The organism is Bacillus sp. cl95 (assembly GCF_900115925.1).
In the GTDB taxonomy this organism is placed as follows: domain Bacteria; phylum Bacillota; class Bacilli; order Bacillales; family Cytobacillaceae; genus Neobacillus_A.
Genome location: NZ_FOYF01000003.1, coordinates 550,767 through 577,401 on the forward strand (window position 1 = coordinate 550,767; position 26,635 = coordinate 577,401).

Annotated in this window: 24 protein-coding genes and 2 other annotated features; of the genes, 5 read left to right on the plus strand and 19 right to left on the minus strand. The window is 38.3% G+C overall.

All coding sequences use genetic code 11. The features are described from left to right. The 5 genes from BMZ31_RS11715 to trpE are packed head-to-tail and all read right to left on the minus strand — an operon-like array spanning nt 1 to nt 4,393. Nucleotides 1-609 (minus strand): phosphoribosylanthranilate isomerase, encoded by a 609-nt coding sequence (locus tag BMZ31_RS11715; protein ID WP_090831918.1) that lies wholly within the window; start codon nt 607-609, stop codon nt 1-3. Further along, nucleotides 606-1,394: an indole-3-glycerol phosphate synthase TrpC gene (trpC, locus tag BMZ31_RS11720; protein WP_090831919.1), complete on the minus strand. Its 789-nt coding sequence runs from the start codon at nt 1,392-1,394 to the stop codon at nt 606-608. The genes BMZ31_RS11715 and trpC overlap by 4 nt, the downstream gene beginning before the upstream one ends. Continuing rightward, nucleotides 1,394-2,419, minus strand: coding sequence for an anthranilate phosphoribosyltransferase (trpD, locus tag BMZ31_RS11725; protein WP_090831920.1), 1,026 nt, complete (start codon nt 2,417-2,419; stop codon nt 1,394-1,396). Before trpD ends, trpC begins: the two co-directional genes overlap by 1 nt. Next, complete coding sequence (locus BMZ31_RS11730; protein WP_090831921.1) at nt 2,391-3,002, minus strand: anthranilate synthase component II; 612 nt, start codon at nt 3,000-3,002, stop codon at nt 2,391-2,393. Before BMZ31_RS11730 ends, trpD begins: the two co-directional genes overlap by 29 nt. Continuing rightward, the gene (gene trpE, locus BMZ31_RS11735; RefSeq protein WP_090832022.1) at nt 2,996-4,393 is read right to left on the minus strand and encodes an anthranilate synthase component I; all 1,398 of its coding nucleotides are present in this window, start codon (nt 4,391-4,393) and stop codon (nt 2,996-2,998) included. The genes BMZ31_RS11730 and trpE overlap by 7 nt, the downstream gene beginning before the upstream one ends. A 60-nt stretch (nt 4,394-4,453) precedes the next feature. Next, nucleotides 4,454-4,698, minus strand: a binding site (T-box leader). A gap of 225 nt (nt 4,699-4,923) precedes the next feature. After that, nucleotides 4,924-5,210 (minus strand) — a binding site (T-box leader). Between the two features lie 186 nt (nt 5,211-5,396). Here trpE and BMZ31_RS11740 point away from each other — a divergent pair. Next, the gene (locus BMZ31_RS11740; RefSeq protein ID WP_090832023.1) at nt 5,397-6,638 is read left to right on the plus strand and encodes a bacillibactin exporter BcbE; all 1,242 of its coding nucleotides are present in this window, start codon (nt 5,397-5,399) and stop codon (nt 6,636-6,638) included. 27 nt (nt 6,639-6,665) lie between these two features. Here BMZ31_RS11740 and BMZ31_RS11745 read toward each other — a convergent pair whose 3' ends face one another. The 3 genes from BMZ31_RS11745 to BMZ31_RS11755 are packed head-to-tail and all read right to left on the minus strand — an operon-like array spanning nt 6,666 to nt 10,204. Next, nucleotides 6,666-8,528: a PTS fructose transporter subunit IIABC gene (locus BMZ31_RS11745; RefSeq protein ID WP_090831922.1), complete on the minus strand. Its 1,863-nt coding sequence runs from the start codon at nt 8,526-8,528 to the stop codon at nt 6,666-6,668. A gap of 15 nt (nt 8,529-8,543) precedes the next feature. Then, nucleotides 8,544-9,455, minus strand: a complete 912-nt coding sequence (gene pfkB, locus BMZ31_RS11750) for a 1-phosphofructokinase (RefSeq protein WP_090831923.1) — start codon at nt 9,453-9,455, stop codon at nt 8,544-8,546. Beyond that, nucleotides 9,452-10,204, minus strand: coding sequence for a DeoR/GlpR family DNA-binding transcription regulator (locus BMZ31_RS11755; protein WP_090831924.1), 753 nt, complete (start codon nt 10,202-10,204; stop codon nt 9,452-9,454). The genes pfkB and BMZ31_RS11755 overlap by 4 nt, the downstream gene beginning before the upstream one ends. A gap of 257 nt (nt 10,205-10,461) precedes the next feature. Here BMZ31_RS11755 and BMZ31_RS11760 point away from each other — a divergent pair, with 257 nt between their 5' ends. Further along, the gene (locus tag BMZ31_RS11760) at nt 10,462-10,749 is read left to right on the plus strand and encodes a DUF6509 family protein (RefSeq protein ID WP_090831925.1); all 288 of its coding nucleotides are present in this window, start codon (nt 10,462-10,464) and stop codon (nt 10,747-10,749) included. A 56-nt stretch (nt 10,750-10,805) separates the two neighbouring features. Here BMZ31_RS11760 and BMZ31_RS11765 read toward each other — a convergent pair whose 3' ends face one another. The 7 genes from BMZ31_RS11765 to BMZ31_RS11795 all read right to left on the minus strand — a co-directional run bounded on the left by BMZ31_RS11765 (nt 10,806) and on the right by BMZ31_RS11795 (nt 18,674). After that, nucleotides 10,806-11,012, minus strand: a complete 207-nt coding sequence (locus BMZ31_RS11765) for a cold-shock protein (RefSeq protein WP_090831926.1) — start codon at nt 11,010-11,012, stop codon at nt 10,806-10,808. Between the two features lie 239 nt (nt 11,013-11,251). Next, on the minus strand, nt 11,252-12,151 hold the full coding sequence (locus BMZ31_RS11770) for an NAD-dependent epimerase/dehydratase family protein (protein WP_090831927.1): 900 nt from the start codon (nt 12,149-12,151) through the stop codon (nt 11,252-11,254). A 101-nt stretch (nt 12,152-12,252) separates the two neighbouring features. Further along, the gene (locus BMZ31_RS11775) at nt 12,253-13,206 is read right to left on the minus strand and encodes a nucleoside hydrolase (RefSeq protein ID WP_090831928.1); all 954 of its coding nucleotides are present in this window, start codon (nt 13,204-13,206) and stop codon (nt 12,253-12,255) included. 331 nt (nt 13,207-13,537) lie between these two features. Further along, nucleotides 13,538-15,193 (minus strand): glycerol-3-phosphate dehydrogenase/oxidase, encoded by a 1,656-nt coding sequence (locus tag BMZ31_RS11780; RefSeq protein WP_090831929.1) that lies wholly within the window; start codon nt 15,191-15,193, stop codon nt 13,538-13,540. Nucleotides 15,194-15,494: 301 nt separating this feature from the next. Next, nucleotides 15,495-16,985 (minus strand): glycerol kinase GlpK, encoded by a 1,491-nt coding sequence (gene glpK / locus BMZ31_RS11785; protein WP_090831930.1) that lies wholly within the window; start codon nt 16,983-16,985, stop codon nt 15,495-15,497. A gap of 87 nt (nt 16,986-17,072) precedes the next feature. After that, the gene (locus tag BMZ31_RS11790; protein ID WP_254778768.1) at nt 17,073-17,735 is read right to left on the minus strand and encodes a phosphatase PAP2 family protein; all 663 of its coding nucleotides are present in this window, start codon (nt 17,733-17,735) and stop codon (nt 17,073-17,075) included. Nucleotides 17,736-17,819: 84 nt separating this feature from the next. Then, a complete protein-coding gene (locus BMZ31_RS11795) occupies nt 17,820-18,674 on the minus strand; it encodes a non-homologous end joining protein Ku (RefSeq protein WP_090831931.1) in 855 nt (284 codons plus the stop codon). A gap of 138 nt (nt 18,675-18,812) precedes the next feature. Here BMZ31_RS11795 and BMZ31_RS11800 point away from each other — a divergent pair, with 138 nt between their 5' ends. Further along, on the plus strand, nt 18,813-20,636 hold the full coding sequence (locus BMZ31_RS11800; protein WP_254778782.1) for a DNA ligase D: 1,824 nt from the start codon (nt 18,813-18,815) through the stop codon (nt 20,634-20,636). Nucleotides 20,637-20,661: 25 nt separating this feature from the next. Here the strand turns inward: BMZ31_RS11800 and dapF are convergent, their stop codons facing one another. From dapF to BMZ31_RS11820, 4 genes are all read right to left on the minus strand, one after another. Continuing rightward, on the minus strand, nt 20,662-21,639 hold the full coding sequence (gene dapF, locus BMZ31_RS11805; protein WP_090831933.1) for a diaminopimelate epimerase: 978 nt from the start codon (nt 21,637-21,639) through the stop codon (nt 20,662-20,664). A 90-nt stretch (nt 21,640-21,729) separates the two neighbouring features. After that, nucleotides 21,730-22,974 (minus strand): EAL and HDOD domain-containing protein, encoded by a 1,245-nt coding sequence (locus BMZ31_RS11810; protein ID WP_090831934.1) that lies wholly within the window; start codon nt 22,972-22,974, stop codon nt 21,730-21,732. 165 nt (nt 22,975-23,139) lie between these two features. Further along, nucleotides 23,140-23,934 (minus strand): hypothetical protein, encoded by a 795-nt coding sequence (locus BMZ31_RS11815; protein WP_090831935.1) that lies wholly within the window; start codon nt 23,932-23,934, stop codon nt 23,140-23,142. Between the two features lie 163 nt (nt 23,935-24,097). Further along, nucleotides 24,098-24,418: a DUF4870 domain-containing protein gene (locus BMZ31_RS11820; RefSeq protein ID WP_090831936.1), complete on the minus strand. Its 321-nt coding sequence runs from the start codon at nt 24,416-24,418 to the stop codon at nt 24,098-24,100. 208 nt (nt 24,419-24,626) lie between these two features. On the opposite strand from BMZ31_RS11820, the gene BMZ31_RS11825 reads away from it, so the two are divergent. Both BMZ31_RS11825 and BMZ31_RS11830 read left to right on the plus strand, forming a co-directional pair. After that, nucleotides 24,627-25,754: an amidohydrolase gene (locus tag BMZ31_RS11825; RefSeq protein ID WP_090831937.1), complete on the plus strand. Its 1,128-nt coding sequence runs from the start codon at nt 24,627-24,629 to the stop codon at nt 25,752-25,754. A gap of 308 nt (nt 25,755-26,062) precedes the next feature. Beyond that, on the plus strand, nt 26,063-26,623 hold the full coding sequence (locus BMZ31_RS11830; protein ID WP_090831938.1) for a GNAT family N-acetyltransferase: 561 nt from the start codon (nt 26,063-26,065) through the stop codon (nt 26,621-26,623). Nucleotides 26,624-26,635: the final 12 nt, after the last annotated feature.

The following is a 26,635-nucleotide window of genomic DNA, read 5'->3' on the forward strand; positions in this document are numbered from 1 at the left end:
TTAACTTCCTCCCCTTGCTTCACGAATAAATTGTCCTATCTTAAAAAAATCCTTTACCCCCTTCGTTTCAACACCACTGCTCACATCTACCATCCACGGTGCAACTTCATGAATGCCTTTTTTTACATTAGCTGCATTCAACCCACCAGCAAGGATGATTTTCTTGTTATCTAAACCTCTCTTTCTAATGAGACTCCAATCAAACGTGGTACCATTTCCCCCACGATAAGGACCAACTGCACTATCAAGTAAGAAACACTCACATGAATATTCTCGCATTCTATCGAAATCGGATTCTTCTTTTATACTAAAAGCTTTTATCACTGGCAGTGACAGAGTCTTACATACATCAGGATTTTCATCACCATGCAATTGGAAATGCGTTAACCCAGCTTGCGAAGCAATTCTCTCCATCACATCAATCTTCTCATTAACAAAAACACCAATTTTCATGATATCTGCAGGTAATCTCTTAATGATTTCTTGAGCTTTTTCACCGTTTATCATTCTCTTACTTTTTGCAAAAACAAATCCAAGTGCATCCGCTCCTAAGTTGGCTGAATGGATCGCCGTTTTCGAGTCGATTATGCCGCAAATCTTTATCCTCATAAGCTTGCCCCATGTGTGAGTGGAAGGCGGAGTTGTTTCATTGTCCGAGCAATATTTTCACTCAACATCATTGTTTCCCCGACTAAAATCCCTTGTGCCCCTGCATGAATAACTTCCATGACATCCTGCTGGCTTCGTATTCCGCTTTCACTAACTACGATCGCTCCAGAATCTTTAAGTAATGGTGCAAGCTTCTTTGTAACATCAAGGTTCACCTCAAAAGTCTTGAGATTGCGATTGTTGATACCAATGAGTTCTGCATCAAGGTTAATGGCTCTTTCGAGTTCCTCTTCATCATGGACTTCAACAAGTATTTCCAATCCTTGAGCTTTTGCGTACGAATACAAAGACTCCAATTTACTTTCGGGAAGTGCCGCTGCAATCAAGAGGATAACATCAGCGCCATATGATGCCGCCACGTCAATTTGAATCTCATCAATCATAAAATCCTTACAAAGTATGGGGATTTGGACTGATTCACGAATTGCTTTTAGATCATTAAATGATCCTTGAAAAAAAGTTTGATCAGTCAAAACAGATATCGCCACAGCTCCATTTTCCTCATATAACGAACCTTGAGTGACTGGGTCGAGTAGTCCATTGATGACACCTTTTGAAGGAGATGCACGCTTAAACTCTGCGATGACGGAGATCTCTGTAGCTGTTTTCATTTTTTCCGTAAGTGACCTTCTTGGGTCGATTTTTTCATTTGCTAAAAAAGTTTCATAGAGATTCAAAACTTCCTGCCTTTTTTTCCGAATGATTTTCTCTAATATCAACGTCATTAGCTAACGCCCCTTTTCATTTTTTTCGAACTCTCAATCAAGACATTTAGCTTTTCTAAGGCTGCACCAGAGTCAATGCTATCTTTCGCGGCTTCTATTCCCTCTTTAATGCTTTCGGTTTTTCCTGCTGCAAAAATCCCAATCGCTGCATTCAAGAGCACAGTATCTAGGAATGCTCCCTTTTCTCCCATTAAGACTCTCTTAAGGATTTCTGCATTTTCTTGAGGGCCACCACCTTTGATACGGTCATTTTTAATAATCGATAAACCCATTTCCTTCGGATGAAGTATCGATTTTTCCAATTTCCCTTGATTCAAAAAGATAAGATGATTTTCTCCCTGCAGGGATGCTTCATCCATAAACCCTGCTCCGTTTAATACAACAGCACGTTCCCTTCCAAGGGAAGTGAGTACCTTTGCGAACATGTCGAGAAGGTCACGACGATAAATGCCTAATACTTGATAATCTAAATTTATTGGGTTCGTAAGTGGACCAATCAAATTAAATATCGTTGGTATTCTTAGTTCCCTTCTTACTTTCATAATCCGCTTTAACAAAGGATGAACATTGGGAGCAAAAAGAAATGCAATTCCATTTTCTTCGAGATTGTATTCAATGATTTCCGGTTCCATCTCACAATCGATTCCAAGATGCATAAGAACATCCGCACTGCCGCATTTGCTTGAAACGCTCCGATTTCCATGTTTTGCCACCTTCACTCCTGCACCTGCAATGACAAATGCTGCAGTGGTACTAATGTTGAAACTGGATGATCCATCCCCGCCCGTCCCGCAATTATCCAGGACTCCCTCAAATTTTCTTCTAAAAGGATACGCATGATCTCTGATAGCCTTCACGATGCCCGTAATTTCTTCCATGCTTTCACCCTTTGTTTTGAGTGCCATTAGGAACGCTGCGATTTCACTATCTGTTATATCTTCATTCAATATCTTGCCAATGGCTTCTTTCATTTCCATTTCCGATATCGAGACTCCTTCAGACAATTTTTCCAAATAATCCTTCATTGGTACTTCCCTCCCTTATTAAATTTAAGAAATTGGCTAAAAGTTGTTTTCCATGTATCGTACCGACAGATTCCGGGTGAAACTGGACTCCATAAACAGGATAAGTTTCATGTTTCAGCGCCATAATTTCTTGATCATCCGTAGCGAATGCCATTGATTTCAAATGATCAGGTAACCTGGAGCTTTCAACGACCAGTGAATGGTAGCGCATGACTTCAAATGGATTAGGAATTCCACTGAACAAGTTTTCTTCATTGTGGCTTATAAGGGAGGTCTTCCCATGCATGATTTTTTTTGCTTGCTTCACGTTTCCTCCAAAGGTGTATCCTATAGCTTGATGACCAAGACATATACCTAAAATAGGAATCCGATTATAAAAAGTCTGGATAATCTCTACACAAATCCCTGCATTCTCAGGTCTTCCTGGTCCTGGTGAAAGAATGATGGCTTCTGGATTTAATGATGTTATATCGTCAATACTGATTTGGTCATTGCGATAAACTTGAATCCTCTCTCCCAATTCACCAAGGTATTGATAAAGATTAAATGTAAACGAATCGTAATTATCAATTAGGATTAACATGAATTCCCCCCCAAAAATCCTCTTAGTTTATTTATCGTTTCTTCATACTCTTGTTCAGGATCTGAGTCATACACAATACCTGCGCCGGCCTGTATATAGGCTTCATCTCCCTTTACGAGCATGGTTCGAATGGCGAGAGCAAAGTCCATATTCCCATCTGCGGAAATGTATCCGATAGCCCCTCCGTAAACACCCCTTTTGCTTTCTTCTATGTCATTGATCAATTGCATGGCACGAATTTTAGGAGCCCCTGCCACCGTTCCAGCGGGTAGGCAAGAAGCCAAAGCATCCAGCGCATTCAAACCTTCCCTCAACTGACCTTGTGCCTCTGAGACTATGTGCATCACATGCTTGAATTTCTCAACCTGCATGTATTTATTAACGGAAACTGTTCCAAATTCACACACTTTTCCAAGATCATTTCTACCAAGGTCAACTAACATTCTGTGTTCGGCAATTTCTTTTGGGTCGGTCCTTAATTCATTTTCCAAAAATTCATCTTCTTGTTTATCACGTCCACGTTTTTTCGTTCCGGCAATAGGATTGGTGTAAACCGTTCTTCCTTCCACTTTCACTAAGCTTTCCGGAGATGAACCTGCGAGTGTATACTCTCCGAAATCCACAAAGAACATATATGGGGAAGGGTTTTGAATACGGAGTTTTCTATAAAATTGAAAGGGATCACCTTTGAATTTTGCTTTCATTCGTTGCGATAGGACGATTTGAAATAGGTCACCGCTTTCGATGTATTTCTTCGCTTCCTTCACTCTTTCCATAAATAATTCTTTACTGATATAAGGTACAAATTTTCCCTTTTCACTTTCGTCTCCCACAGGTTCTGTAAAAGGCGCTTCAATTTGCTCTTTCCTCATTTGCATTTTTTTACCAATGCATTCTAAAGTTGAATTTTCAAGGGGATTTCCTATTATTAAAATCTTTTGTTCTAAATGATCGAAAGCAATGATTACTTCATAAAACATCAGGTGTACATCAGGCATGTTTAAAGGATCATTTAGCAAATTGCCTATGTTCTCAAAGTGGCGCGCGATATCATAGCCTACATAGCCAACTGCTCCACCTACAAAGGGAACGCTACAATCCAACTTTCTTTTATGGCTCAACATTTCCTTTGTAATATCAAGTGGGTTTCCAATGAAAGTTGTTCGTCCTCCCTCCTCCTTTATAACTTCAACCTCTTTCCCAAATGACTTGAGTTCAATTGTGGGATCAGCTCCGATAAATGAAAAACGCCCATTTTCCTGGTGCTTGTGAGAGCTTTCCAGTAAGAATTTCTTTTCGCCACTTAGTTTTTTCATGATGGTAATCGGTGTCAAATGGTCTCCCTGGATTTCAAAAACGAGTGGAAAATCTTTTAATAATTGATTTTTCATGATGATGCCCCTTTCAAACAAAATAAAAAAGTCCCCTATACGCACAGAAAAACTGTGCATATAGAGGACGATGCTTTAACCGCGGTGCCACCTCGATTGGAGCCAATTGGCTCCCTCTTTCGGATACGGGACTATTATCTGTCCGATATCCTATCCTTTTAACGGTGGAAACCCGTGCATTCCTACTGAAAATTCAGAACACCTCTCGCAAGTCCATTCTATATGGTCATTCGTACCGGCTCGCACCTGCCCCGGCTCTCTGAAACGAAAGAATCATATATACTCCTCTTGCTCAACGATTTACATTATTCTTTTTTATTGGCTCTTTTCACAAACTTTGTTGTTATTGGAACAAGAAAAAGCCGGCTTTAGGGCTTGTTCTATGCTGATACCCATAGGATCTATCGTTTAGAAATTTATTTTGAGGAAAAGAGCACGAAATAAGTATCTATACGTTTTGTTGCTTTATTCGTAAAAGCAACATCCAATGCGAAAACAGCTTTTTTAAATACAAAAAGGGCCTCCCGTCAATAAAGGACGAGAAACCCGTGGTGCCACCTTCGTTGGCTGCATGAAACAGCCCGCTTACCTGTATCGAAGCTGAAATCAAAGCTAAGCATGACAAAATCATACTTCTACCTTTGAACGCTTGAATACATGTCTCATGTAACGTTGAGATATTCGCCAAAGCCTACACCCATCAGGTTCGGTTTGGAAGCTCGGAAGTCCATTCACACCTACATCTACACTGATTCTCACCAACCATCAGCTCTCTGGAGTTTCTGTAAGGGTTACTACTCTTCGTCAATGCTTTTATCTTCAATTATTGTTTTTTATCATATTCTCTTCGCAAAAATAAGTCAATGATAAAATTAAAATTTTCAAAATATATTTCTTTTTTCCTGATTTATTGGAAAATTTTCACTCTGCTATTTGATTCATCTTAAACAAATATTAACGATAGCAGAAAAAACAAAGGCGGTATCAGACTTTGAAAGAAGAAATGGAAAACCTCTGTAAGCAAAAGAGTCGGAAACCTGAAGGTATAGGGGAACAAAAATGGGCTATCATGTCCATTTCTTCTATTCCGCTTGTCATGACATTAGGAAATTCGATGTTGATTCCTGTTTTACCATCGATGGAGAAGGAATTATCAATCTCTTCTTTTCAATCGAGTATGATTATCACCGTTTATTCTATTGTTGCGATTATCCTTATCCCTATTGCGGGTTATCTCTCTGACCATATCGGCAGGAAAAAAGTAATCATTCCAAGTCTTATCATTGCTGGTATAGGAGGAATTGTCTCAGGATGGGCAGCCTGGAAGATGAATGATGCCTATTGGATTATCCTTGTTGGAAGGGCACTTCAAGGCGTTGGTGCTGCTGGTGCAGCTCCGATCGTACTGCCACTTGTGGGCGACATGTTCAAAAATGAAGATGAAGTGAGCAGTACTCTTGGAATTATCGAAACTTCCAACACTTTAGGGAAAGTTCTTAGTCCTGTATTAGGCGCTTTTTTGGCCGGCATTGTTTGGTTCCTACCTTTCTTTTCGTTTCCCGTTTTCTGTGCGATATCATGCATTTTGATGTTGCTCTTAGTTAAGTGCCCAAAGAGTGAACAAGAGCCGATTCCATTTAAGAAGTTTTTTCAAAACCTTAAACATATCTTTAAGACGGAGGGACACTGGCTTTACGCCATTTTTTTAGTAGGTGGAATCTTGATGTTTGTCCTTTTCGGAGTCCTGTTTTATTTGACGGATGTTTTCGAGAAAGAATATGGGATTGTAGGAATAAAAAAGGGGTTGTTTTTAGCACTCCCGCTCGGCGCATTATGTCTATCTTCGTTTGTGACCGGAAAAATCATCAAAAAAAATAAAGTATTGATGAAGTGGCTCATCTTTGCAGGAATTGTCATATCCTGTATAAGCATAGCTGCGTTATATTTTTCAATAAAACTATGGTTCATTATCATCATGTTTCTCCTTAGTGGTATAGGAATCGGTGCGGGACTTCCTTGCCTTGATGCCTTAATTACTGAAGGAATTGAAAAAGAAGAAAGAGGTACAGTTACGTCACTATATAGTTCAATGAGATTTATAGGAGTAGCGGCTGGTCCACCCGTCATCGCGGTGTTACTAAAGCATTCGCACACATGGATTTTCATATTATTAAGCAGCATTAGTTTGATTGCTGCCCTCGTGACGCTAAAAGCGATACGTCCAAATGCTACAAAAGAGCAGTGAGATTTTCCTCACTGCTCTTCAACTATCTTAGTTTTTTATCGGTTTCTTTATCATTCCAATTAAAACTGCTGAAATAACCGAACCGATGATAATAGACAATGCATACAAAAGCACACCATTTTCGACTAATGGGATAACGAATAATCCACCATGAGGTGCACGCAAACCGATATCAAATGCCATTGACAGCGCTCCTGTTATAGCTGAACCAACAACAATGGATGGAATGACCCTTAATGGATCGGCTGCTGCAAAAGGTATGGCTCCTTCCGTTATAAATGAAAGTCCCATCACATAACACGCTTTACCTGCGTCTTGTTCCTGCTTCGTAAATTTATTTCTAAATATAGTCGTAGCAAGAGCAACGGCAAGAGGTGGAACCATTCCGGCAGCCATTACCGCAGCCATTGGCTCGTAAACACCATTTGCCAGTAATCCTGTACCAAAAACGTATGCGGCTTTGTTGACGGGTCCTCCCATATCGACGGCCATCATAAGACCTAGGACAATGCCTAATAAAATGGCATTTCCTGTTCCAAGACCTGTTAGCCAATCGGTAATGGCACTATTTAGCTGTCCAACAGGCTTGTTTACAACATAAAGCATAACAAATCCAGTAAGAGCAATTCCTAATAAAGGATAGATCAAAATCGTCTTGATTCCTTCTAGAGATTGTGGCAAACCAACAAATACTTTTTTCAATCCAACCACTAAATATCCTGCGAGGAAACCGGCGATAATTCCCCCTAAAAATCCTGCCCCACCACTTGCTGCCATCATACCGCCAACCATACCAGGAGCAAATCCTGGTCTATCGGCTATACTTAAGGCAATGAATCCAGCTAATACAGGAATAATCAGACCAAAGGCATTTCCACCGCCTATTGTCATCAAAGCTTCTGCAATAGGGTGATAGGATGGGTCTTCTGGTTTGAAAGCATTATACCCAAACATAAAGGAAATTGCGATCAGGATACCGCCTCCCACTACGAAAGGAAGCATATTGGAAACACCATTCATCAAATGCTGATAAAATCCTCCACGATTTTCCTTTTCATCAGCATCCGTTTTACCATGATCTTCTCCATTAAATACTGGAGCATCTTGCTTTAATCCTCTTTCAATTAGCTCCTTTGGTCGACGTATGCCATCTGCCACAGCAACCTTTATCACATGTTTGCCTTTGAATCTTGCCATATCAACATTGATATCCGCAGCAATGATGACAGCTTTTGCTTCTGCAATTTCTTCAGCAGTCAAGACATTCTTCGCGCCGCTTGAACCATTCGTTTCAACCTTAATCGTAATACCCATCTCAGCTGCTTTTGCTCTTAATGAATCCGCTGCCATATAGGTGTGGGCTATCCCTGTTGGACATGCTGTTACCGCCACAATTTCCGTTTTCTTGTCTATAACTTTGTCTTCGGTTTCGTCTTCTTTATCATAGCTGTCGATAATGTTAATGACTTCGGATTTAGATCTTGCATTCAATAACTTTTGACGTGCCTCTTTGATCATTAAGATGGACGATAAGCGAGATAAAGCCTCTAAATGAGTATTATTGGCTCCTTCTGGTGCTGCAATCATGAAGAACAAATGTGCAGGTTGGCCGTCTAATGATTCATAGTCAACACCGCTCACAGACCTTCCGAATGCGATGGCTGGTTCCTTCACTGCATTAGTCTTAGCATGGGGGATGGCAATCCCTTCTCCAATTCCAGTTGTACTCTGCTGCTCGCGTTTGATGATCGCTTCCTTAAATGCGTTAAGATTGTTTAGTTTTCCTGCTTCATATAAAATATTAGCCAACTCTTCAATGGCATTTTGTTTTTTATTGGTAGCCATTGATATGAGGACAGTCTCTTCTCTCAATAAAGCGGTAATCTTCATTCCGGTTTCCCCCTCCTATATCTCACTTATCACAAGCTGTGGTAAGATCTCTTCTATCTTTTCTTTTGTACAGAGATCCAATGAAAAAGCAGTGGCACTTCCAGCGGCAACACTAAATCGAAAGGCTTCTTCGATTTCCCTTTCTGTATATGATGCTGCTAAAAATGCGCCAACCATGGAATCACCAGCGCCAACTGAACTAACAACGCTCCCTTTTGCTACTGATGATAATAAAGTTTTTTCGTTATTCATGAATACTGCACCTTTGTCTGCCATAGAGATAATGATATTTTGAGCCCCACGCTCCAGTAGATTTTTCCCTAAAGGAATAACTTGTTGGACAGATGAAATTTCCACTCCAAACAAATCACCCAATTCATGATGATTTGGTTTAATTAGAAATGGTTCAAAAGGAAGCACGGCATCAAGTAAGTCACCACCAACATCCACCACAAACGCAGTGCCATTTTGTCTGCAAATTTGGGCAAATTCCAGATAGATTGACTGCGTTATGGTTGAAGGGATACTTCCTGACATGACTAGGACATCAAGATTGGTCAATTTCGTTATCTGTTCTTTTAAAGCTTCGAGTTGATCATCCTGAATTTTTGGCCCAGTTGCATTGATTTCCGTTTCATTTTTCGACTTTATCTTAATGTTGATTCGCGTATCTTCTTTCACACGGACAAATTCAGATTGCACTCCTTCAGATATAAGTTGATTTTCAATATAATCACCTGTAAATCCACCGAGGAATCCTAGTGCTTTGTTATCCACTCCTACCCTGCTCAATACTCTCGAGACATTAATCCCTTTTCCGCCTGGAAACTTCACTTCTGAACTAGTTCGATTCAATTCGCCTACCTTCACTTCTTCGAGTATAACGACGTAATCGACCGAAGGATTTAGTGTCAATGTATAAATCATGATGTCACAACCTTTATCGAAGTTCTGCCTGCGTACTGATTATGTGTATCAGTTTCTAATTCATTAGTAATGATTGTTGCTTCATGTATGTCAGCTATTTTGGCAAAATAAACTTCTGAGAACTTTGTTTCATCTGCTAAGACGAATACTTCCCTGGATTGAGATATGGCTTTTTGTTTGACTAGAGCCTCTTCTTGATCAGGTGTTGTGAATCCATATTGGGAATGGATCCCATTGACCCCAATAAAACATTTGTCAAAGCGGTAGAGTTCTAGACTAGCCAATGCTCCTCTACCAATGAGTGCGTTCGTTTTTGGTTTTGCATAACCGCCAATCACATAGGTTTGAATGCCCTTTTCCAGTAAATCATTTACATGCATTAAACCGTTTGTTACAACAACAATCTCTTTTACCGGTAAGAACTCAATCATTTCTTTTATGGTGGAACCTGCATCAAAGAATATGCAGTCTCCCTCTTCAATCAGGCTGGCTGCATATTGAGCAATTCGCTTTTTTTCTTGAAGGTTTTTGGCTGATTTTTCAATCATACTTGGTTCCTGAAGCTTTCCTTGCAGCCTAGCAGCTCCACCATGGATTCTTTTTAGATGTTTTTGCTCTTCTAACTGCGATAAGTCACGACGAATCGTAGACTCGGAAGTCTCAGTCAGATCAACTAAGTCCTGTATTTTAACAATATTTTTTTCTTTTAATATTTGAAGGATTAAACGATGTCGTTCTGGAGTTAGCATATCTCCACCACCTCATTTTTTATCTTAATGTCATCTTACTGTAACCGATTACATAAATCAACCAAAAACTTTCAAAAACATTCAAAATCACTCAATTTATATGACAGCTTTCAAAATATCATTACTAATTCGATTGCATTTAAGCAAACTTCTCTTACAACAAAGCAAAATACAACTGTACATTTGTGTTGACTCATAAGATTCAGTGTATAATAGTTAAATGGACTAAAATCATTACATGTAAAGGATGAAATTTCATGAATATCACAGGACATACTGTAGAAAAATTAGAAGATCCATTTGGATTACTCGTTGGGGATCGATATGAGTTCTTTCTAGATATCGAAGTGGATGAAGAAGACGAATTATATTCCGAAAATGGTGTTGGCTTGAAGCTTATTTATACAGTCAATGAAAATACTGATAAGATCTCACAATATCATTTTTTCGAAAGAGGAACAGGAAAGTTCTTTGATTTTTCTTTAGAGGAAGAGGAAGAAGAAATAGTGATTCAATACTGCAGATTCCATAAGGATGAAGAATAACAGTTTTTCTACATAAAAAAAGATGACAGATTTAGTATCTGCCATCTTTTTTAGTATTACTTAATAAAATTTTTGCTGTGGTTGACGATGACTTGCAATTCTTTCGACGTTAAACTCATGTCACTATTACAGATCGGGCACTTAGGTGTTTCACTGCTCTTAAAATTGTCACGAATCCAGCAGTTACATGTTTCTGAAACGCATTCCCAAACCTTTGTATCTTCTGTTACTATCTCTTCTTCATTTCTTCTCCCAAATGCCATTCTAAGACACCTCCATGAGTTTCAAACCATACCGTCTGTAAAAAATAAAAATCCCGGATTTATCCCGGAAATTGTATAACCTTTATTCTAACGACTGAAACAGCTAGTAAAATTAAAAAGTCGCACCTGCTTTTTATGGGGAGGAATCCCCGCATGTCTTAACAGTTACGACTTTTATATATTATGTTTATTAGATATTTAGTTGATATCTATTATTTTACCTTGAAAAACCTAAATCGTCAAATTTTAGTTGACTTGGCAGAATAAAAAGAAATGAGCTCTTCGATGGTTTCGTGAAGATCCGCGAATTGAAAACCTAGTTGTTTTGCTCTGTTTGTATTGATGCTCCACGATCCCCCCAAGCAGTATGGGGATGCATTTACAGAGGTCTTCTTTTGTTCGATAATCGCTTCTTTTCCAACCATTGATTCTATTTTTTGAATGAGTTCAGCTAATGAAATGTCTTTTTCGCACCCCGCATTTATCGGGCCTACATAATCATTATTTCCCATAACCAGCAAAAACTCCGCCGCATCTACAGAGGTGATAAAGCTATATCTCAAATTGAGATTTTCAATCCCAATAGGTTGAGAATCTATGATTCTTTCTACATGAAAACCGAATCTATCTGTATAATCATCTTTCCCTATCACAAGTGGAAAACGTACGCAAACAACTTCCATATTGGATTGGTCGCTCAAAACCTTTTCAGCTGCTCTTTTTGCTTCTTGGTACCCTGCGAAGCCTGGATACTCTCGACGTCCTTTAAAAGTAAAATGAAAGTCCTCTGCCTTAAAAACTTCCTCTTTGTGTTGTGTACCAAACTCATAAACTGCCATTGTTGAAGTGAAAATATATCGATGGACCTTTCCGTATAGAGCGTCAACTGCCTCTAGAGCTTCCAAGGGTGAGTAGCATGTTTGATCATAAACAACATCCCATTTTCTCACTTTAAATGCTTCTACTAAGCTATGTTTGTCTTCCCTGTCGATGATCAATCTTTCGATCTTATCTCCAAAAGGGTCACTTGTCATACCCCTTGTGGCAATCGTTACGTTGTTTCCTTCTTCTATTAACCGTTGTACCAATCTTTTACCAAAAAATTGCGTTCCTCCGAGCACAAGTACATTCTTCATCATTATACCCCTTTAATTAATAATCCTAAAATCTGTCTATAAAATATTTCGACAAACGTAATAAAAAAACCTACCACTTTTTTATAAATTTCTAAAAACTTTAATTATCTTTTCTTTGCGCTCATGAAGATCTCAATAAAATCGAGAATGAATTGCTGTAAATCCATTTCCATGCCAATCCAGTCTAGCTGTTCCCCTTTCACTTCCTCCGGTTTAGGTCTAAAGTCAGCAATTGTTTTTCCCGCCAGTTTTCCATATAGCTCTACTCGAACCCGTTTAGGAATATATTTCACCATGTCTGGATTCGTTAATGCACTCAATGGAACAACATCGTGAAGCGGAGCCCCTTTAATTCCTGGTACAAGTTTCTTATAGGCTTCAAAATAGAAATCGAAGGCAGGTTTAATTAGATCTTTAAATGGAGAGGTACTATTTTTTGCTATGAACTCGATGACATCAGGTGTGATGATTGCTTTATTTGTAATATTCAATGGGTATAAATGGATATTTCTAGCTTTCTCCATAACAGAATCAGCTGCTATCGTGTCTGCATAAAAATTTGCCTCTGCTTCTGGAGTAACGTTACCTGGAACAAAAAATGCTCCCCCCATAATATAAAACGCTGATACATCTTTAAAAGCATCTTTTCCATATATGATAAACGGTAATGCCAAATCGGTAAGTCTACCTACGCCAACAATGATGAGATTCCTTTTATACTGCTGAACAATCTGGATGATTTTATCGATGTCATACACATTCACATTTTTTAAATTAGATGGAGGCCGAATGGGGCCCAGTCCTTCTTTTCCATGAATTTCAGGATAGAACGTTGTAGGTTCTCCCGATAATGGGCCCGCTACCCCAGCAATGATCGGGATATCTTCTCTTCCTGCCAGTTGCAGTAAATAGGCTGTATTCATGATGGATTGCTCTTTTGTTATGTTGCCGTAGCCGCTCACAACCCCTACGACATTCAGTTTCGGATTTAACAAAGCATACATGAGAGCAATTGAATCATCGACACCGGAATCTACAAACATCAATATATTTTGCATTTCTCTCTCCTCCTCTCAAAAGCATCTTCCCTAAATGTTATTCATTCTTTCTTAAAAAAAGAAATCCATTAGAAAAGCGCAAGCGCCCTCTGCACAAGTAAAGACCACTTGTGCCTGCGATGTATTTCCAAGTAGCTTTCCTTTGTGTTCAGCCCCGACAGGCATAAGACGAATCGCGCAGGAAATCCGAATCTGTAGCGATTTGGCTTATGACCAAGGTTGTTTCGGCTTTAGGAAACAACCCCGAGGGGCTGGGCGCTGGAGCTAGACAGCTATCTCCGTTAAATTTTTATACTTTCTTATCTAAAAAAAAAAGACCTTTTAAGGTCTCTTAAGAATCTGTTTCCTCAACCGTCCGTATCGATTTTTGAATCTCCGCTTCCAGTTCATTTACCCTTTCTTTTGTTTCGCTATCACTCCAGCCAAAACGAGTTGACATATACCCGATAACATCATCTTTATGTTTCTGGACCAATTGAATATTAAACAACAAATACCCGGTACGTCTATAAAAAAAGTCAACAGGGGTTAAGACCATTTCATGTGCAATGCTATAAGCAAGTTCCGCATATAAAGAAAGCGGAATTGATGGAAGTTCATCTCTGGATTCCGCTATTATTTCGAACAGAACCTTGCTATTTGATCCGTATTTTTCAACCAATCGCTTTGCTTCTGATTCAGTTAACCCTGCCTTGACACCGGCTGGGATTCCTTTTCGCACATATTGTTTAAACCCCTCTGACCCACCTACATCTCCTCCAGAAATCGGCAAATGCTGGGTTTGACACTCACTTCGCACTCCAGGGGAATGAAGCTTCATTGCAAGTATGTCGACAACTGTTTCAGCCATTTTACGGTAACCAGTCAACTTCCCTCCAGCAATTGTAATCAAGCCTGATGGTGACTTCCAAATTTCGTCTCTTCTCGAAATTTCTGAAGGATCCTTCCCCTCTTCATATATAAGCGGCCTAACTCCTGCCCAGCTGGATTCAATGTCTTCAGAATTCAACTCCACCGTCGGGAACATATAATTTATGGCCTTTAGCAAGTAGTCTCTATCATGATTCGTCATTGCCGGCTTTGCAATGTCATTATCAAAAAAAGTATCAGTCGTTCCTACGTAAGTTTTTCCTTCCCGGGGTATCGCAAATATCATCCGTCCATCTGGCGTATCAAAATAGATGGCTTGCTGCAAAGGAAACTTCGATTCATCGATAACAATATGGACGCCTTTGGAAAGCCTTAATTTTTTACCATTTTTTGAGTGGTCCTTTTCTCGGATCGTATCCACCCACGGTCCAGTAGCATTGACGACAACATTAGCTTTAATAGAGAAATCTTCCCCGCTCACTTTGTCCTTTACCACAGCTCCAACTGCCTTTTCTTCCTCATAGAGAAGATTCACAACCTTGGCATAATTGAGTGCATCAGCTCCATTAAGTTGAGCAGCCTTTATCACTTCTATTGTGAGTCTGGCATCATCCGTTCGATACTCTACGTAATAGCCACCACCCTTTAACCCGGTTCTCTTTAAAAGTGGCTCATAGTCGAGCGTTTCTTTTGAGGAGAGCATTTTTCTCCGTTCCTCTTTCTTCACACCTGCTAAATAGTCATATACTCTTAAACCGATGGATGTACTAAATTTCCCGAAAGTTCCCCCTTTATGTAACGGGAGAACCATCCATTCAGGAGTAGTTACATGCGGTCCATTTTCGTATACGATTTCCCTTTCCTTACCCACTTCTGCAACCATCTTCACTTCAAATTGTTTTAGATATCTAAGACCGCCATGAACAAGTTTGGTAGAACGGCTTGAAGTCCCTGCGGCAAAATCCTGCATTTCGACAAGTGCTACTTTAAGACCCCTTGTTACAGCGTCCAACGCTATTCCAGCACCCGTAATGCCTCCACCTATAATCAACACATCATATTGGTTTTCTTTCAGGGTGCGAATATATTCATTTCTTTTCAAGTTAGAAAAGCTCATTGTATGACCTCCTATGGTGAAAAAAGACCCGAACAATTTCAGGTCTTTATTTTTGCATTAGGCTCTTTTCGTAAATTTTGTTGCTCTACCAAACAAAAGTAAAAATCGGCTTTTGGATTTTTACGATTCTTATTCGAATAAGGTTGGAGAACTTATCGAAAAGAGCCCCGAAGCCAATAATAATACGTATTGGAAGAATGATTCGAAAACAACAATCAATGCGAAAACAGCCTTGCATTAAATATTCACTTATACCATTTCTATTCAAAAATGAAACGACTAACTGAATGAAAGTAATAGTTTATTTAAAACACATGGCAGCGTTGATTGCTTTCTTCCAACCTGAAGAAATTGAAATTCTATCTTCTTCATTCATTTCAGGTGAAAATCTTTTATCTAATGCCCAATGCTTACTAATCGATTCCTTACTTTCCCAATAGCCTACTGCAAGGCCAGCCAAGTAGGCAGCTCCTAATGCAGTTGTTTCACTCACTTTTGAACGTTCAACTGGAACACTTAAAAGGTCACTTTGAAATTGCATCAAGAAATTATTCTTTACTGCCCCACCATCAACCTTGAGCGTTTTCAACTTAATTTCGGAGTCAGCTTCCATTGCAGAAATGACATCGTTTGTCTGAAAGGCAAGCGATTCTAAGGTTGCTCTTATGAAATGTTCCTTTTTCGTTCCACGTGTTATGCCGAATACAGCACCTCTAACTTCACTATCCCAATATGGTGTTCCGAGTCCGACAAAGGCAGGCACGACATATACCCCTTCGGTTGATTGCACTCTTACAGCATAATCTTCGCTATCACTGGCGTTCTTTATCATCCTCAACCCATCTCGGAGCCACTGTAAGGCAGAACCCGCTACAAATATGCTACCTTCTAGAGCATACTCAACTTTCCCATCCACTCCCCAAGCAATTGTGGTCAATAAGCCATGCTCAGATTGAACAGCTTTAGTGCCTGTATTCATGAGCATGAAGCATCCTGTCCCATATGTATTTTTTGTCATCCCTTCTTCGAAACATGCCTGACCAAATAGTGCTGCCTGCTGATCACCGGCCATGCCGCTAATAGGAATTTCTTTACCGAAAAAGTGGTGTGCCGCAGTTACTGTGTAGATTTCAGATGATGGCCTTACTTCTGGCAACATCGATTTAGGAACGTTTAATAGTTCCAACAATTCATCATCCCACAGAAGATCATGAATGTTAAACATTAACGTCCTTGACGCGTTTGAGTAATCTGTTACATGCTTTTTTCCACCCGAGAGCTTCCATACGAGCCAAGTATCAATCGTCCCAAATAACAATTGACCATCATTGGCTTTTTCGAGCGCTCCATCCACATTGTCGAGTATCCATTTCACTTTCGTTCCTGAAAAGTAAGCATCGATAAGCAATCCTGTTTTCTTTTTAAAAGTTTCATTTAGTCCTTCTTTTTTCAGTTGTTCACATATTCCTGCTGTTTGTCTCGATTGCCAGACAATTGCATGATAAATAGGTTCGCCGGTTTCCTTATCCCAAACCACTGTCGTTTCCCTTTGGTTGGTAATCCCGATACCTGCTATTTGTTCAGGTCTTACTCCCGATTCAGTCAAACAAGTGGCAATCACAGATAAAATGCTGCCCCATATCTCGTTGGCGTTGTGCTCTACCCATCCTGGATGAGGAAAATACTGTGTAAACTCCTTCTGAGATGTATGTACCGCTTCCCCGTTTTCATTAAAGAGCATCGCTCTTGAACTTGTCGTCCCTTGATCAAGGGACAATATATATTTTTGCATTGAATTTACCTCCCCGCTTCTTGGGCATAATCATCCATTTGTAAAATTTATTCTCTTGCCGTTCAAACATGATTAATATGAAAACGTTTAGGATTTTATATTTTTGCGAAACTCATAGTAGTGATAACCAATAAAACATACTGTCAACCATGCTCCTCCTGCACTAAAACCTGCAATGATATCACTCGGAAAATGAACACCTAAGTAAACACGGCTAATCCCTATTAAGGCTATTATAGCAACCATCACGAAGACTCCAAAATATTTCCATAGGTTTTTCTTAGCAAAATGGACGATTACAAACGCGAGCGCACCATAAAAGATGAAAGATCCCATTGAGTGTCCACTGGGGAAACTGAAACCTACTTCTGAAATGAGTGGCTGAATATCAGGTCTTTCTCTTTGAAAGATGTTTTTTAGCAGTATATTGAACACTGCACCTAAGGTGGATGATACTGCCAGAAAGATACTTAGAGAATATTTCTTCAGAATCCATAAAATTAATGTACCAACAATGACACCAAAAGTAATCCATTTAATAGAACCTAAGAAAGTGATGAATATCATCACTTCCGTAAGGCGATCTGATATAAAGTTTTGTACAAATTGGATAACCGTTCGGTCAAAAGAAACCAGTTCATTTTCTTTGAGTTCTTCTGAAATTTCAATGAAGCCTTTTATGAAAAAACTTAATATTAATAGTACTGAACCTATATGTAACAAATTTTTCTTCGTTACGTTTTTCATCATACTTATCTCTCCCTTCTCCTTCTTATTACCACCGATAAGACGAAAAAAACCGATCTAGGAATATCATAGATCGGTAAATAGGGATCATGCTTGTTTTTTGGCTTTTACCGGCGCTTTTGGTCTTGGAGCCTTTTTCTTTGCAGTTGTTGTTGTCGTGTTAGAAGGTTTTGTACGATCTATCGATGCTTGTAAAGCTGCCATTAAATCTGTAACATTTGATGGCATTTCTTTCGTTCCTTTTGTAGCGGTTTCCGTTCCGAGTTTCCGCTTCTCTTCAATCAATTCAAGCAATGCGTTTCGATATTCATCTGTATATTTGGATGGATCGAATGTGGTAGAAAGCTGATCAATGAGCAACATCGCAGTCTCCAATTCATTTTTCGTCACTTTGTCTTCAGAAGGCACATTCGGAACGTCCTCTGCAGATCGAACTTCATCCGGGTAGTGTATGGTTTCCATAATGAGTATGTTTTGATATACCCGAATAACGGCCATTTGTTCCTTAGATCGAATGACAATGCGAGCTAAGCCAACTTTATTTGTTTCTTCAAGCGCCTTTCTTAATAAAGAGTACGCTTTTCCCCCCGTATCATTTGGAGACATAAAATAGCTTCTGTCAAAATAGATAGGATCTATTTCATTCATATTTACAAAATCAATGATTTCTACGGCTTTGTCTTCGTTTTCTTTTTTCAATTTTTCTAAGTCTTCAACATCCAAGACTACATATTTTCCTTTTGTATATTCATAAGCCTTTACAATCTCCTCACTCTCCACCTCTTTTTCACAGGCAGAACAAACCTTCTCATACTTGATTGGAGCGTGACAGGCTTTATGCAGAGTCCTTAACTTTACGTCTTTGTCTTCAGTGGCAGTATGAAGTTTTATTGGTATATTCACTAACCCGAAGCTAATGCTTCCTTTCCACATCGTATGCATAGGAATCCTCCATTTTTTAATTATTGTTCCACGAGCAAATTCCTTCATGCCCAATAAGATTTGGCAAATGACTAAAAATCTCTCTTACAGAAAGAATATGAATAAATCGCTATATGGGAGGGGCTTAGTTTGAAACCCATGCTTCCAACGTTGTCATTCAACATCCCAAATCTTCCCGATTTCTTCCACGAAGTTAAGTACGACGGCTTTCGTGCTATTTTGTCTTGGGATGAAACAGGTATCGAAATCATGAGCAGAAATGGGAAGTCTTTGCTCTCTAACTTTCCTGAAATACGCCTTTTTTTAGAAAAAAATGCAGAATTACTTAAGCCCTTCCTTCCTTTCATGTTTGACTGTGAACTTGTTTGCTTGAGTAATCCCTTTCGAGCTGATTTCTCGGCCTTGCAAGTAAGAGGGCGCTTAAAAGCTAAAAAGACTATTGAGGAATATGCCGTATCTCGTCCATGCCACCTTATGATATTCGACCTTTTACTTCTCAAAGGTCAATCTTATAAGGAAAAACCTTACGATATGCGAAAAGAAGCTTTGAAGGAGTTCTTCCAGGCAGCTGGCTTTCATCTACATACTGACAATTTTTCAGAACAACTCTTACAATTTGTGAAACCTAATGAAGACTATTCGGAATTAATGGGGAAAATCGAGCTATATGATGGTGAAGGTATTGTATCAAAGAAGAAGACAAGTACATGGGAAGAAGGAAAACGATCGTTAGATTGGATTAAATCAAAAAACTGGAAGTATGTAGATTGCTTTGTGACCGCATATGAAAAGTCAAATGGCTATTTCCACCTTGCTATTTATAAAGAAAAAAGAATCGTGAAAATAGGTCAAGTACTTTTCGGACTAAAGCCTGATGAAAAGCAGGCCCTTTTGCAGATAATAAAAGGAAATAAAAAAAGTGAAGACGACCATTTTCTATACATAGATCCATCTATTTGTCTTCAAGTAAAATATCTTGAAATTTTCGAAAATCAACTTAGAGAACCTCATTTTCACCAATTCCTTTTTCATCGAATACCAGAGGATTGTACATACGAGGTTTTCCAAAGACAACAGAAAAATCTGCCTGAGCAATTGGAAATGACTCACCCCGAAAAACCTATATGGCATAAGATTGATATTAAAAAAATTGATTATGTAGACTATCTACGGGGTGTTTCACCATATATGCTTCCATTTCTTAAGAACCGTTTGTTAACAAGCATTCGATTTCCCCATGGCATAACTGACGAGGCCTTTTTTCAAAAAAACTGTCCTGATTATGCCCCAGAGTTTGTCGAATCAATGAGCCATGAAGGGATTAGGTACATTGTATGCAATAACTTAGAAACACTCATTTGGCTTGGTAATCAGTTAGCCATTGAATTGCACATCCCTTTTCAGGAAGGGAATTCCGATCAACCTGATGAAATCGTCTTTGATTTAGATCCACCCTCTACGGATTTTTTTCATCTGGCGATCAAAGCCGCTCAATTACTGAAAGTTACGTTAGATAGCTTGAATTTGACAAGTTTTGTTAAGACATCGGGCAATAAGGGGATTCAGGTTTACATCCCGTTGCCAAAAAAGACATTTACTTATGAACAAACGGGTATGTTTACAAGTTTTATGGCCGATTTCCTTGTAACGTCTGACCCTGAATCGTTTACGATTGAAAGATTAAAGAAAAATCGAGGCAGAAGGCTTTATATTGATTATCTTCAGCACGGAGAAGGTAAAACTTTGATCGCGCCATACTCGGCAAGAGGTAATGATTTTGGTGGTGTTGCGACACCATTATATTGGAATGAAGTAACGGAAAAACTGGGGATAGAAGATTTTAACATAAAAAACACCCTTGAAAGGCTCAAGAATGTAGGAGATCCCTTTAATAATTATGAACAAGCAAGGGAAAATCAATCTTTTTCACAAATCTTACAAATGCTTGAGGAAAGAAAATAGAAAAGAGGATAGAGTTTCTCTATCCTCACATCCAATCCTTTAATAATGTTTGGACTTCGGTTTGAAGCTTACTGAAAATTCCCTGCTCTTCTAATTCGTTCTTCCTGACCACTTGATAGGAAGACATAGAGTTTTCGACATCGACCGTACACTTAAATAAATATGTCGCATTACCGATTAAGTCAATATGATAACGTCCATCTTCTTTATGAGCCACACATTGAACTTTTCCGCCATTATTATAAACATTGACCTCTTTCTCGAATTCATTGATTCCTTTTATACATGTAACCAGTGTTGAAGCAGACATGGCTGTCCCACATGCATTCGTAAAGCCTACTCCTCTTTCGAAAGTACGGACATATATATGACCGGGCTTTAAGTCTTTTACAAAACTCACATTAACACCATCTGGACAAAACTCATTTGGTCCGTTAAGATATTCACTGATTTTCTTTTGTTCATCGGAAATGACTTGTTCGGTTTTAACGATCGCTACTAAATGCGGATTAGGGACCGCTAATGCTGAAAACTCCACAGAATCTGAAATTCCTGGAATCCTGTCAAACATAAGCTCCGTCTTTTCTATATTCAAAGGTAAGTCTTTCGTTTGTAAAGAAACTGGAGATATTTCTACCTGATAAGTAGCAACTTCAGGATACATCTCCTCTCTCTTTTCAACCTTCAAATCCGCTTTCATTGTCTCGACTACCGCTTTGTTTATTCCTTTTAGTTCACAAACGTATCTAGCGACGCATCTAAGACCGTTTCCGCACATCGAAGCTTCTGACCCGTCTGCATTAAAAACACGCATTCTAGCGTCTCCACGGTTACTTTCTAGAACAAATAGTATTCCATCTGCACCAATTCCGTTTTTACGGTCACATAATAGTTGTGTCAAACGACTTCTTTCACTTTCTGTAAATGAATATGGATGGCTGATTTCATCAATTAATAAGAAGTCATTCCCAGATCCATGGCACTTTATCAATTCATATTCCACACTAAATTCCTCCATTGTGATTTCCTTATGAACATAAGATACTATCTATAAATGTAAAAAGAAAGCCTGACGATTTCTTCGTCAGGTTCTTTATGCTTTGCCCATTTCCATTTTCATTAAGTTATTAGACCAATTTATTGCTTCTTGGTAATAGTGAAGCAAATCCTCTTCGATTAGTCCAAGTTTTTCACAGTGATGATTGACGGATTCCCAATCACCTTTTTCAATTGCGACACTTAGATCTAAAGCGTCCTTATAATGATTTTGCTTTCCTTTTAAGGCATCACATATATCCTCTTGGAGCGGTAAGTCATGCAGCACTTTTTCCATTGGCATACTTAGCATTGTATCCATCATAGAGAACATTCCTGTCATAAAAATGGCAGACACATTGTCTGGATTGTTCATTTTTACAGCGATATATTCACACATTTTGGCACGAGTCAAACACATGCTCGTCATTTCTCTAGATAATCCTTGCTTATTTGAAGCAGTTTCTCTAACAGCTAGTACATAAATCCATTTTCTAATTTCAATTAGGCCCAGCATAACAATAGCCTGACGTATAGAATTAATCTTATTCCGAGGTCTATATGAAGGTGAATTTATCAATTTTAATAATTTGTAGGATAGTGAGAGATCTTGTTCTATCAATTTCGTAATCAAGTCGATACTTTGTTCGGACTCGGAAAGATGGGCAATTATTTGATAATATGATTGAAAATAAGAAGGCACATCATGGGTGGATACAATCACCGGTTGAGAAAAAAAGTATCCTTGATAATAGTCATAACCTTCATTCTTGGCAGATTCAAATTCTTCTCTTGTTTCAATTTTTTCTGCCAACAATTTTTTATTAAGCCGCTTGGCAATAAGTTCAATTACTTGTCTCATTTTTTCATTTGTTTGTCTAAAATCCACTTTAATGATATCAGCATGTTGGATAAGTGGTATACAATAAGGATTTTTATCATTAAAAACAAAATCATCCAATGCAATTTGATAACCGAGTTCTTTCAGTTCCTTGCAAATATTTAACAATCCTTGATTGAGCTCCACTGTCTCTAGAATTTCAACGACAATTTCACTGGGTCTAAAGTATGTAGGAAGTCTTAGTTGTAGTAAATTTTCCGTAAAATTAATGAAGCATGGCTTCCCATTGGAAAGTTCATCAATACCTATATTCATGAAAGAATTTATGATCACATCAGTAGTAGCTTCATCACCATTTATCTCTGAAAAACGATTGATTTGACTACTTCGATATAGTAGTTCATAGGCAAAAACTTCCTCATTTACTGTGAAGATTGGCTGCCTGGCTACAAAAACCTCCATTGATAATCCCCCATTCAAAACTGGCAAATTACCCCTATCTTGCAGATAAAGCTTTAATCCGCCTAACGAAAACATTTTCTTATTTTTAATTATGCTGAATTTCGCATATTTTGTAAATACAATCTCTCATTTTTTGCCGTATTTTGTAAGAATTCGTCTATTATTTTACAAATATTCCTTCAACAGCATACTCACACAAACCAATCTTTCTGAATCTAGTAAATTTTCATCAAAAGTTAAAACCGGTGTATTTGGATCGGGAAAACGTTTATTCCATTCTACGGATAACCATCCCTTCCTTAAGCGAGCCAATCTTTTACCATCACGAACAATTTGATCATCCATAAAAAAATAGGAACTATTGAGAACTCCAACCTGATTTCCATTTGATGAAACGACCTCAGCATTTTTGCCGACTTGAAAAAAATTATCCTTATCCTTTTGGAAACTTCCCAAGTATTCATGATACTGACCATAAATATCCATTAAACCCTTACTCTTTTTCAATATTATCGTGCTTAATATCGTTTCTTCATGATCAACAAGCTCATATTTAAGTGGATGATCGCTACCCGACAACAAGCTTTTCACTTTAGCAGATAACTTATCCTTTTTTTGTTTTAAAGCAGCTACAAGATATCCATTAGGTTGAAAAAAAAGAATAGTGTCCTCTTCCTCTTCGGAATGAAGAATCAAAAACTCCCTACAATCCATCCATCTATAATATTCTTTCATGTTACATTTCTCGTTGGCCGAATCCAATGCCATTTTATTACGCTTTAAATACAGTTGGTAACTAGAATAACTATATATAAAAAAAGGCAGATTTAAGATTAACAGTTGTTCATTTCGGAACACAAATAAAGATAGTACCATAAAGAAAATTATAGGAAACAATGCAACAATACTTGCGTTTAATGAAAGATTTGCACTCTGTTTATAGTATTGATCTATTTTCATATGACGAGCCCCTATCCAAAATCAATTAATATATTCTATTAAAAAAATTGAAATTAAATGATAAATTACTAGAATAAATTTTAGGCTAAGGAGAATGATAACAAAGAAAGGCACAAGCTAAGTGCTCGTGCCTTTCAACGATGATCACAAGAGATGCTATCTACTAAAGTAAACGAAATACGAGTGGCATACGATAATGTTGTCCTTCAAATGCTTTAATGGCCGCAACAATATTGAAAATAAAAGCCAATGTTCCAACAATCCATAATGCAAGGAATCCAATAACAATAATTGTCAGAAGTCCACTCACAAACATATAGACAGTGTAGGAAATCATAAAGTTAAAATACTCTCGACCATGATAGTCAATAAAAGATGATTCATCCTTCTTGAAGAGCCAGATTAAAAGCGGACCCAATATTGGAACAAAGAAATTAAGTACATAAATGGCCGCTGCAAGTAATTTTTCATCATTCTTTGGCATTTTTTAGCCTCCTAAAAAATTCAATCTATATTATTACTACGTTAAGGTGTGGTATAAGTTTCATCTCTTTTTATTTTGCATAAACTGTTTAGAAAGAAGATTGGCAAGAAACCAATCCTTCAACATTAGTTCGATTGAAAGTTTCCATATCACTTTGTTAAAATGAAAAGAAAAGTTTTTGCACCTTATACATGAGGAATGGTTTAATATGACTTCAATACTCTTAAAGAATGCGACAATTTATCCAATCACTTCAGAACCAATTCTAAATAGTGATCTATTGATAGAAAATGGTAAAATCAGCAAGATAGGAAAGAATCTGGTTATAGATTCAACGGTTAAGATAATTGATTGCAATAATAAATATCTGTTCCCAGGCTTTATTGATGTCCACACACATTTAGGTTTATATGATGAAGGCACAGGCTGGGCAGGAAACGATGCGAATGAAACAGTTGAACCCCTAAGTCCCCATATAAGGGCCATTGATGGTGTTTACCCGCTCGACGTTGCCTTTTCAGATGCAGTGAAATATGGAATTACTACCGTACATGTCATGCCAGGAAGCGCGAATGTCATTGGTGGAACAACCTCCGTAATTAAAACAGCTGGAAAAAACATCAAAAAAATGATTGTAAAAGAAATAGCTGGGTTAAAGATCGCTCTTGGCGAGAACCCAAAGCGGATTCATAGTCACGGCAACAATGATTCCATCACAAGAATGGGGATCATGGGAATGCTCCGTGAGGCCTTCTATAATGCGCTACATGCAAATAACCCCGACTTCTTAAGAAATGCACCTTTGGTTATGGCTTTAAAGAAGGAGATTCCCGTCAGAGTTCATGCGCATAGAGCAGACGATATTATTACTGCTATTCGACTTGCGGAAGAGTTTAATCTCGATTTAAGAATTGAACACTGTACAGAAGGGCACCTGATTGCAGAGGAACTTGCAGGACTAGATTTAAAAGTTTCTGTTGGTCCGACTCTCACAAGAAGGTCGAAAATTGAACTTAAAAACAAGACATGGAAAACATATAATGAATTGACGAGAGTTGGTGTCGAAGTGTCCATCACAACAGACCATCCTTATACACCAATTCAATATTTAAATTTATGTGCTGCCCTTGCCGTTCGTGAAGGATTATCCGAACAGAAAGCTTTAGAAGGTATTACCATCCTGCCTGCAAGAAACCTTAGAGTTGACAATCAACTTGGAAGTATAGAAGAAGGAAAAGATGCCGATCTTGTTCTATGGAGCCATCATCCTTTCCACTTTTTATCCAAGCCTAAATGGACGATGATTGCCGGAGAATTTGTATATCAGGAAAATTAATAGATTGTAGAAATTTGGCATAAAAAAGCAGAAAATATCCGCGAAAAAACTATTTCTTTTTCGAAGATTTTTTTGTATGATATTCTAAGTGTTAAGAAAACAAATATGAAAAAAATATGTTTGTAATATAAAATTAATACTTAACGTTTAAGATACAATGTAATAGGGAAGGCAAATGGTGCGCCACCAGTTTACTGGTTCTAGTGGGTTCGATTCCCACCCCGAAATTTTTTATCTTCACAAAAAATTTCGAGGGTGGATCTATACTTTTGTATGGAATTGGACTGCCCAGAATTGGAGGGATACTCATGCTCAAAAAACGTGATCTTCACGAAAGCCATGTTTTGTTTGACTTGATGACGCACCCCGATGTCTTCCCTTTCGTGCGCCATAAAGCAGATACCTATGATGAATTCTTATTTATGACCAAACAAACCATTGAGGCTGAAGAGCGTGGTGAATTGATCTCAAGGACTATCCTGGACGAATGGGGTAATCCGATTGGGACTATCAATTTGTTTGATATTGAAGACGGTGCCGGATTTTTAGGCACGTGGTTAGGCAAGCCCTATCATGGCAAAGGCTACAACAACCCAGCTAAAGATGCCTTTTTTGATGAATTGTTTTATCAATTAGGAATCGAAACCGTTTTTATGAGAATACGTAAAGTAAACATTCGTTCACTTAAGGCTGCTGAGAAATTACCTTATGCTATAAAAGCAAATGAGACTCGCCCATTAGTGTATAGTCAACTTAATGCAGATGCTGAAATATATGATCTCTATGAGATTTCCAAAGACCAATACACATTGCATGTAAAACGTAATGGTTCCATGCATGAAGAACCATCACATCTTCTTGAAGCATAATCTAAATTCCAA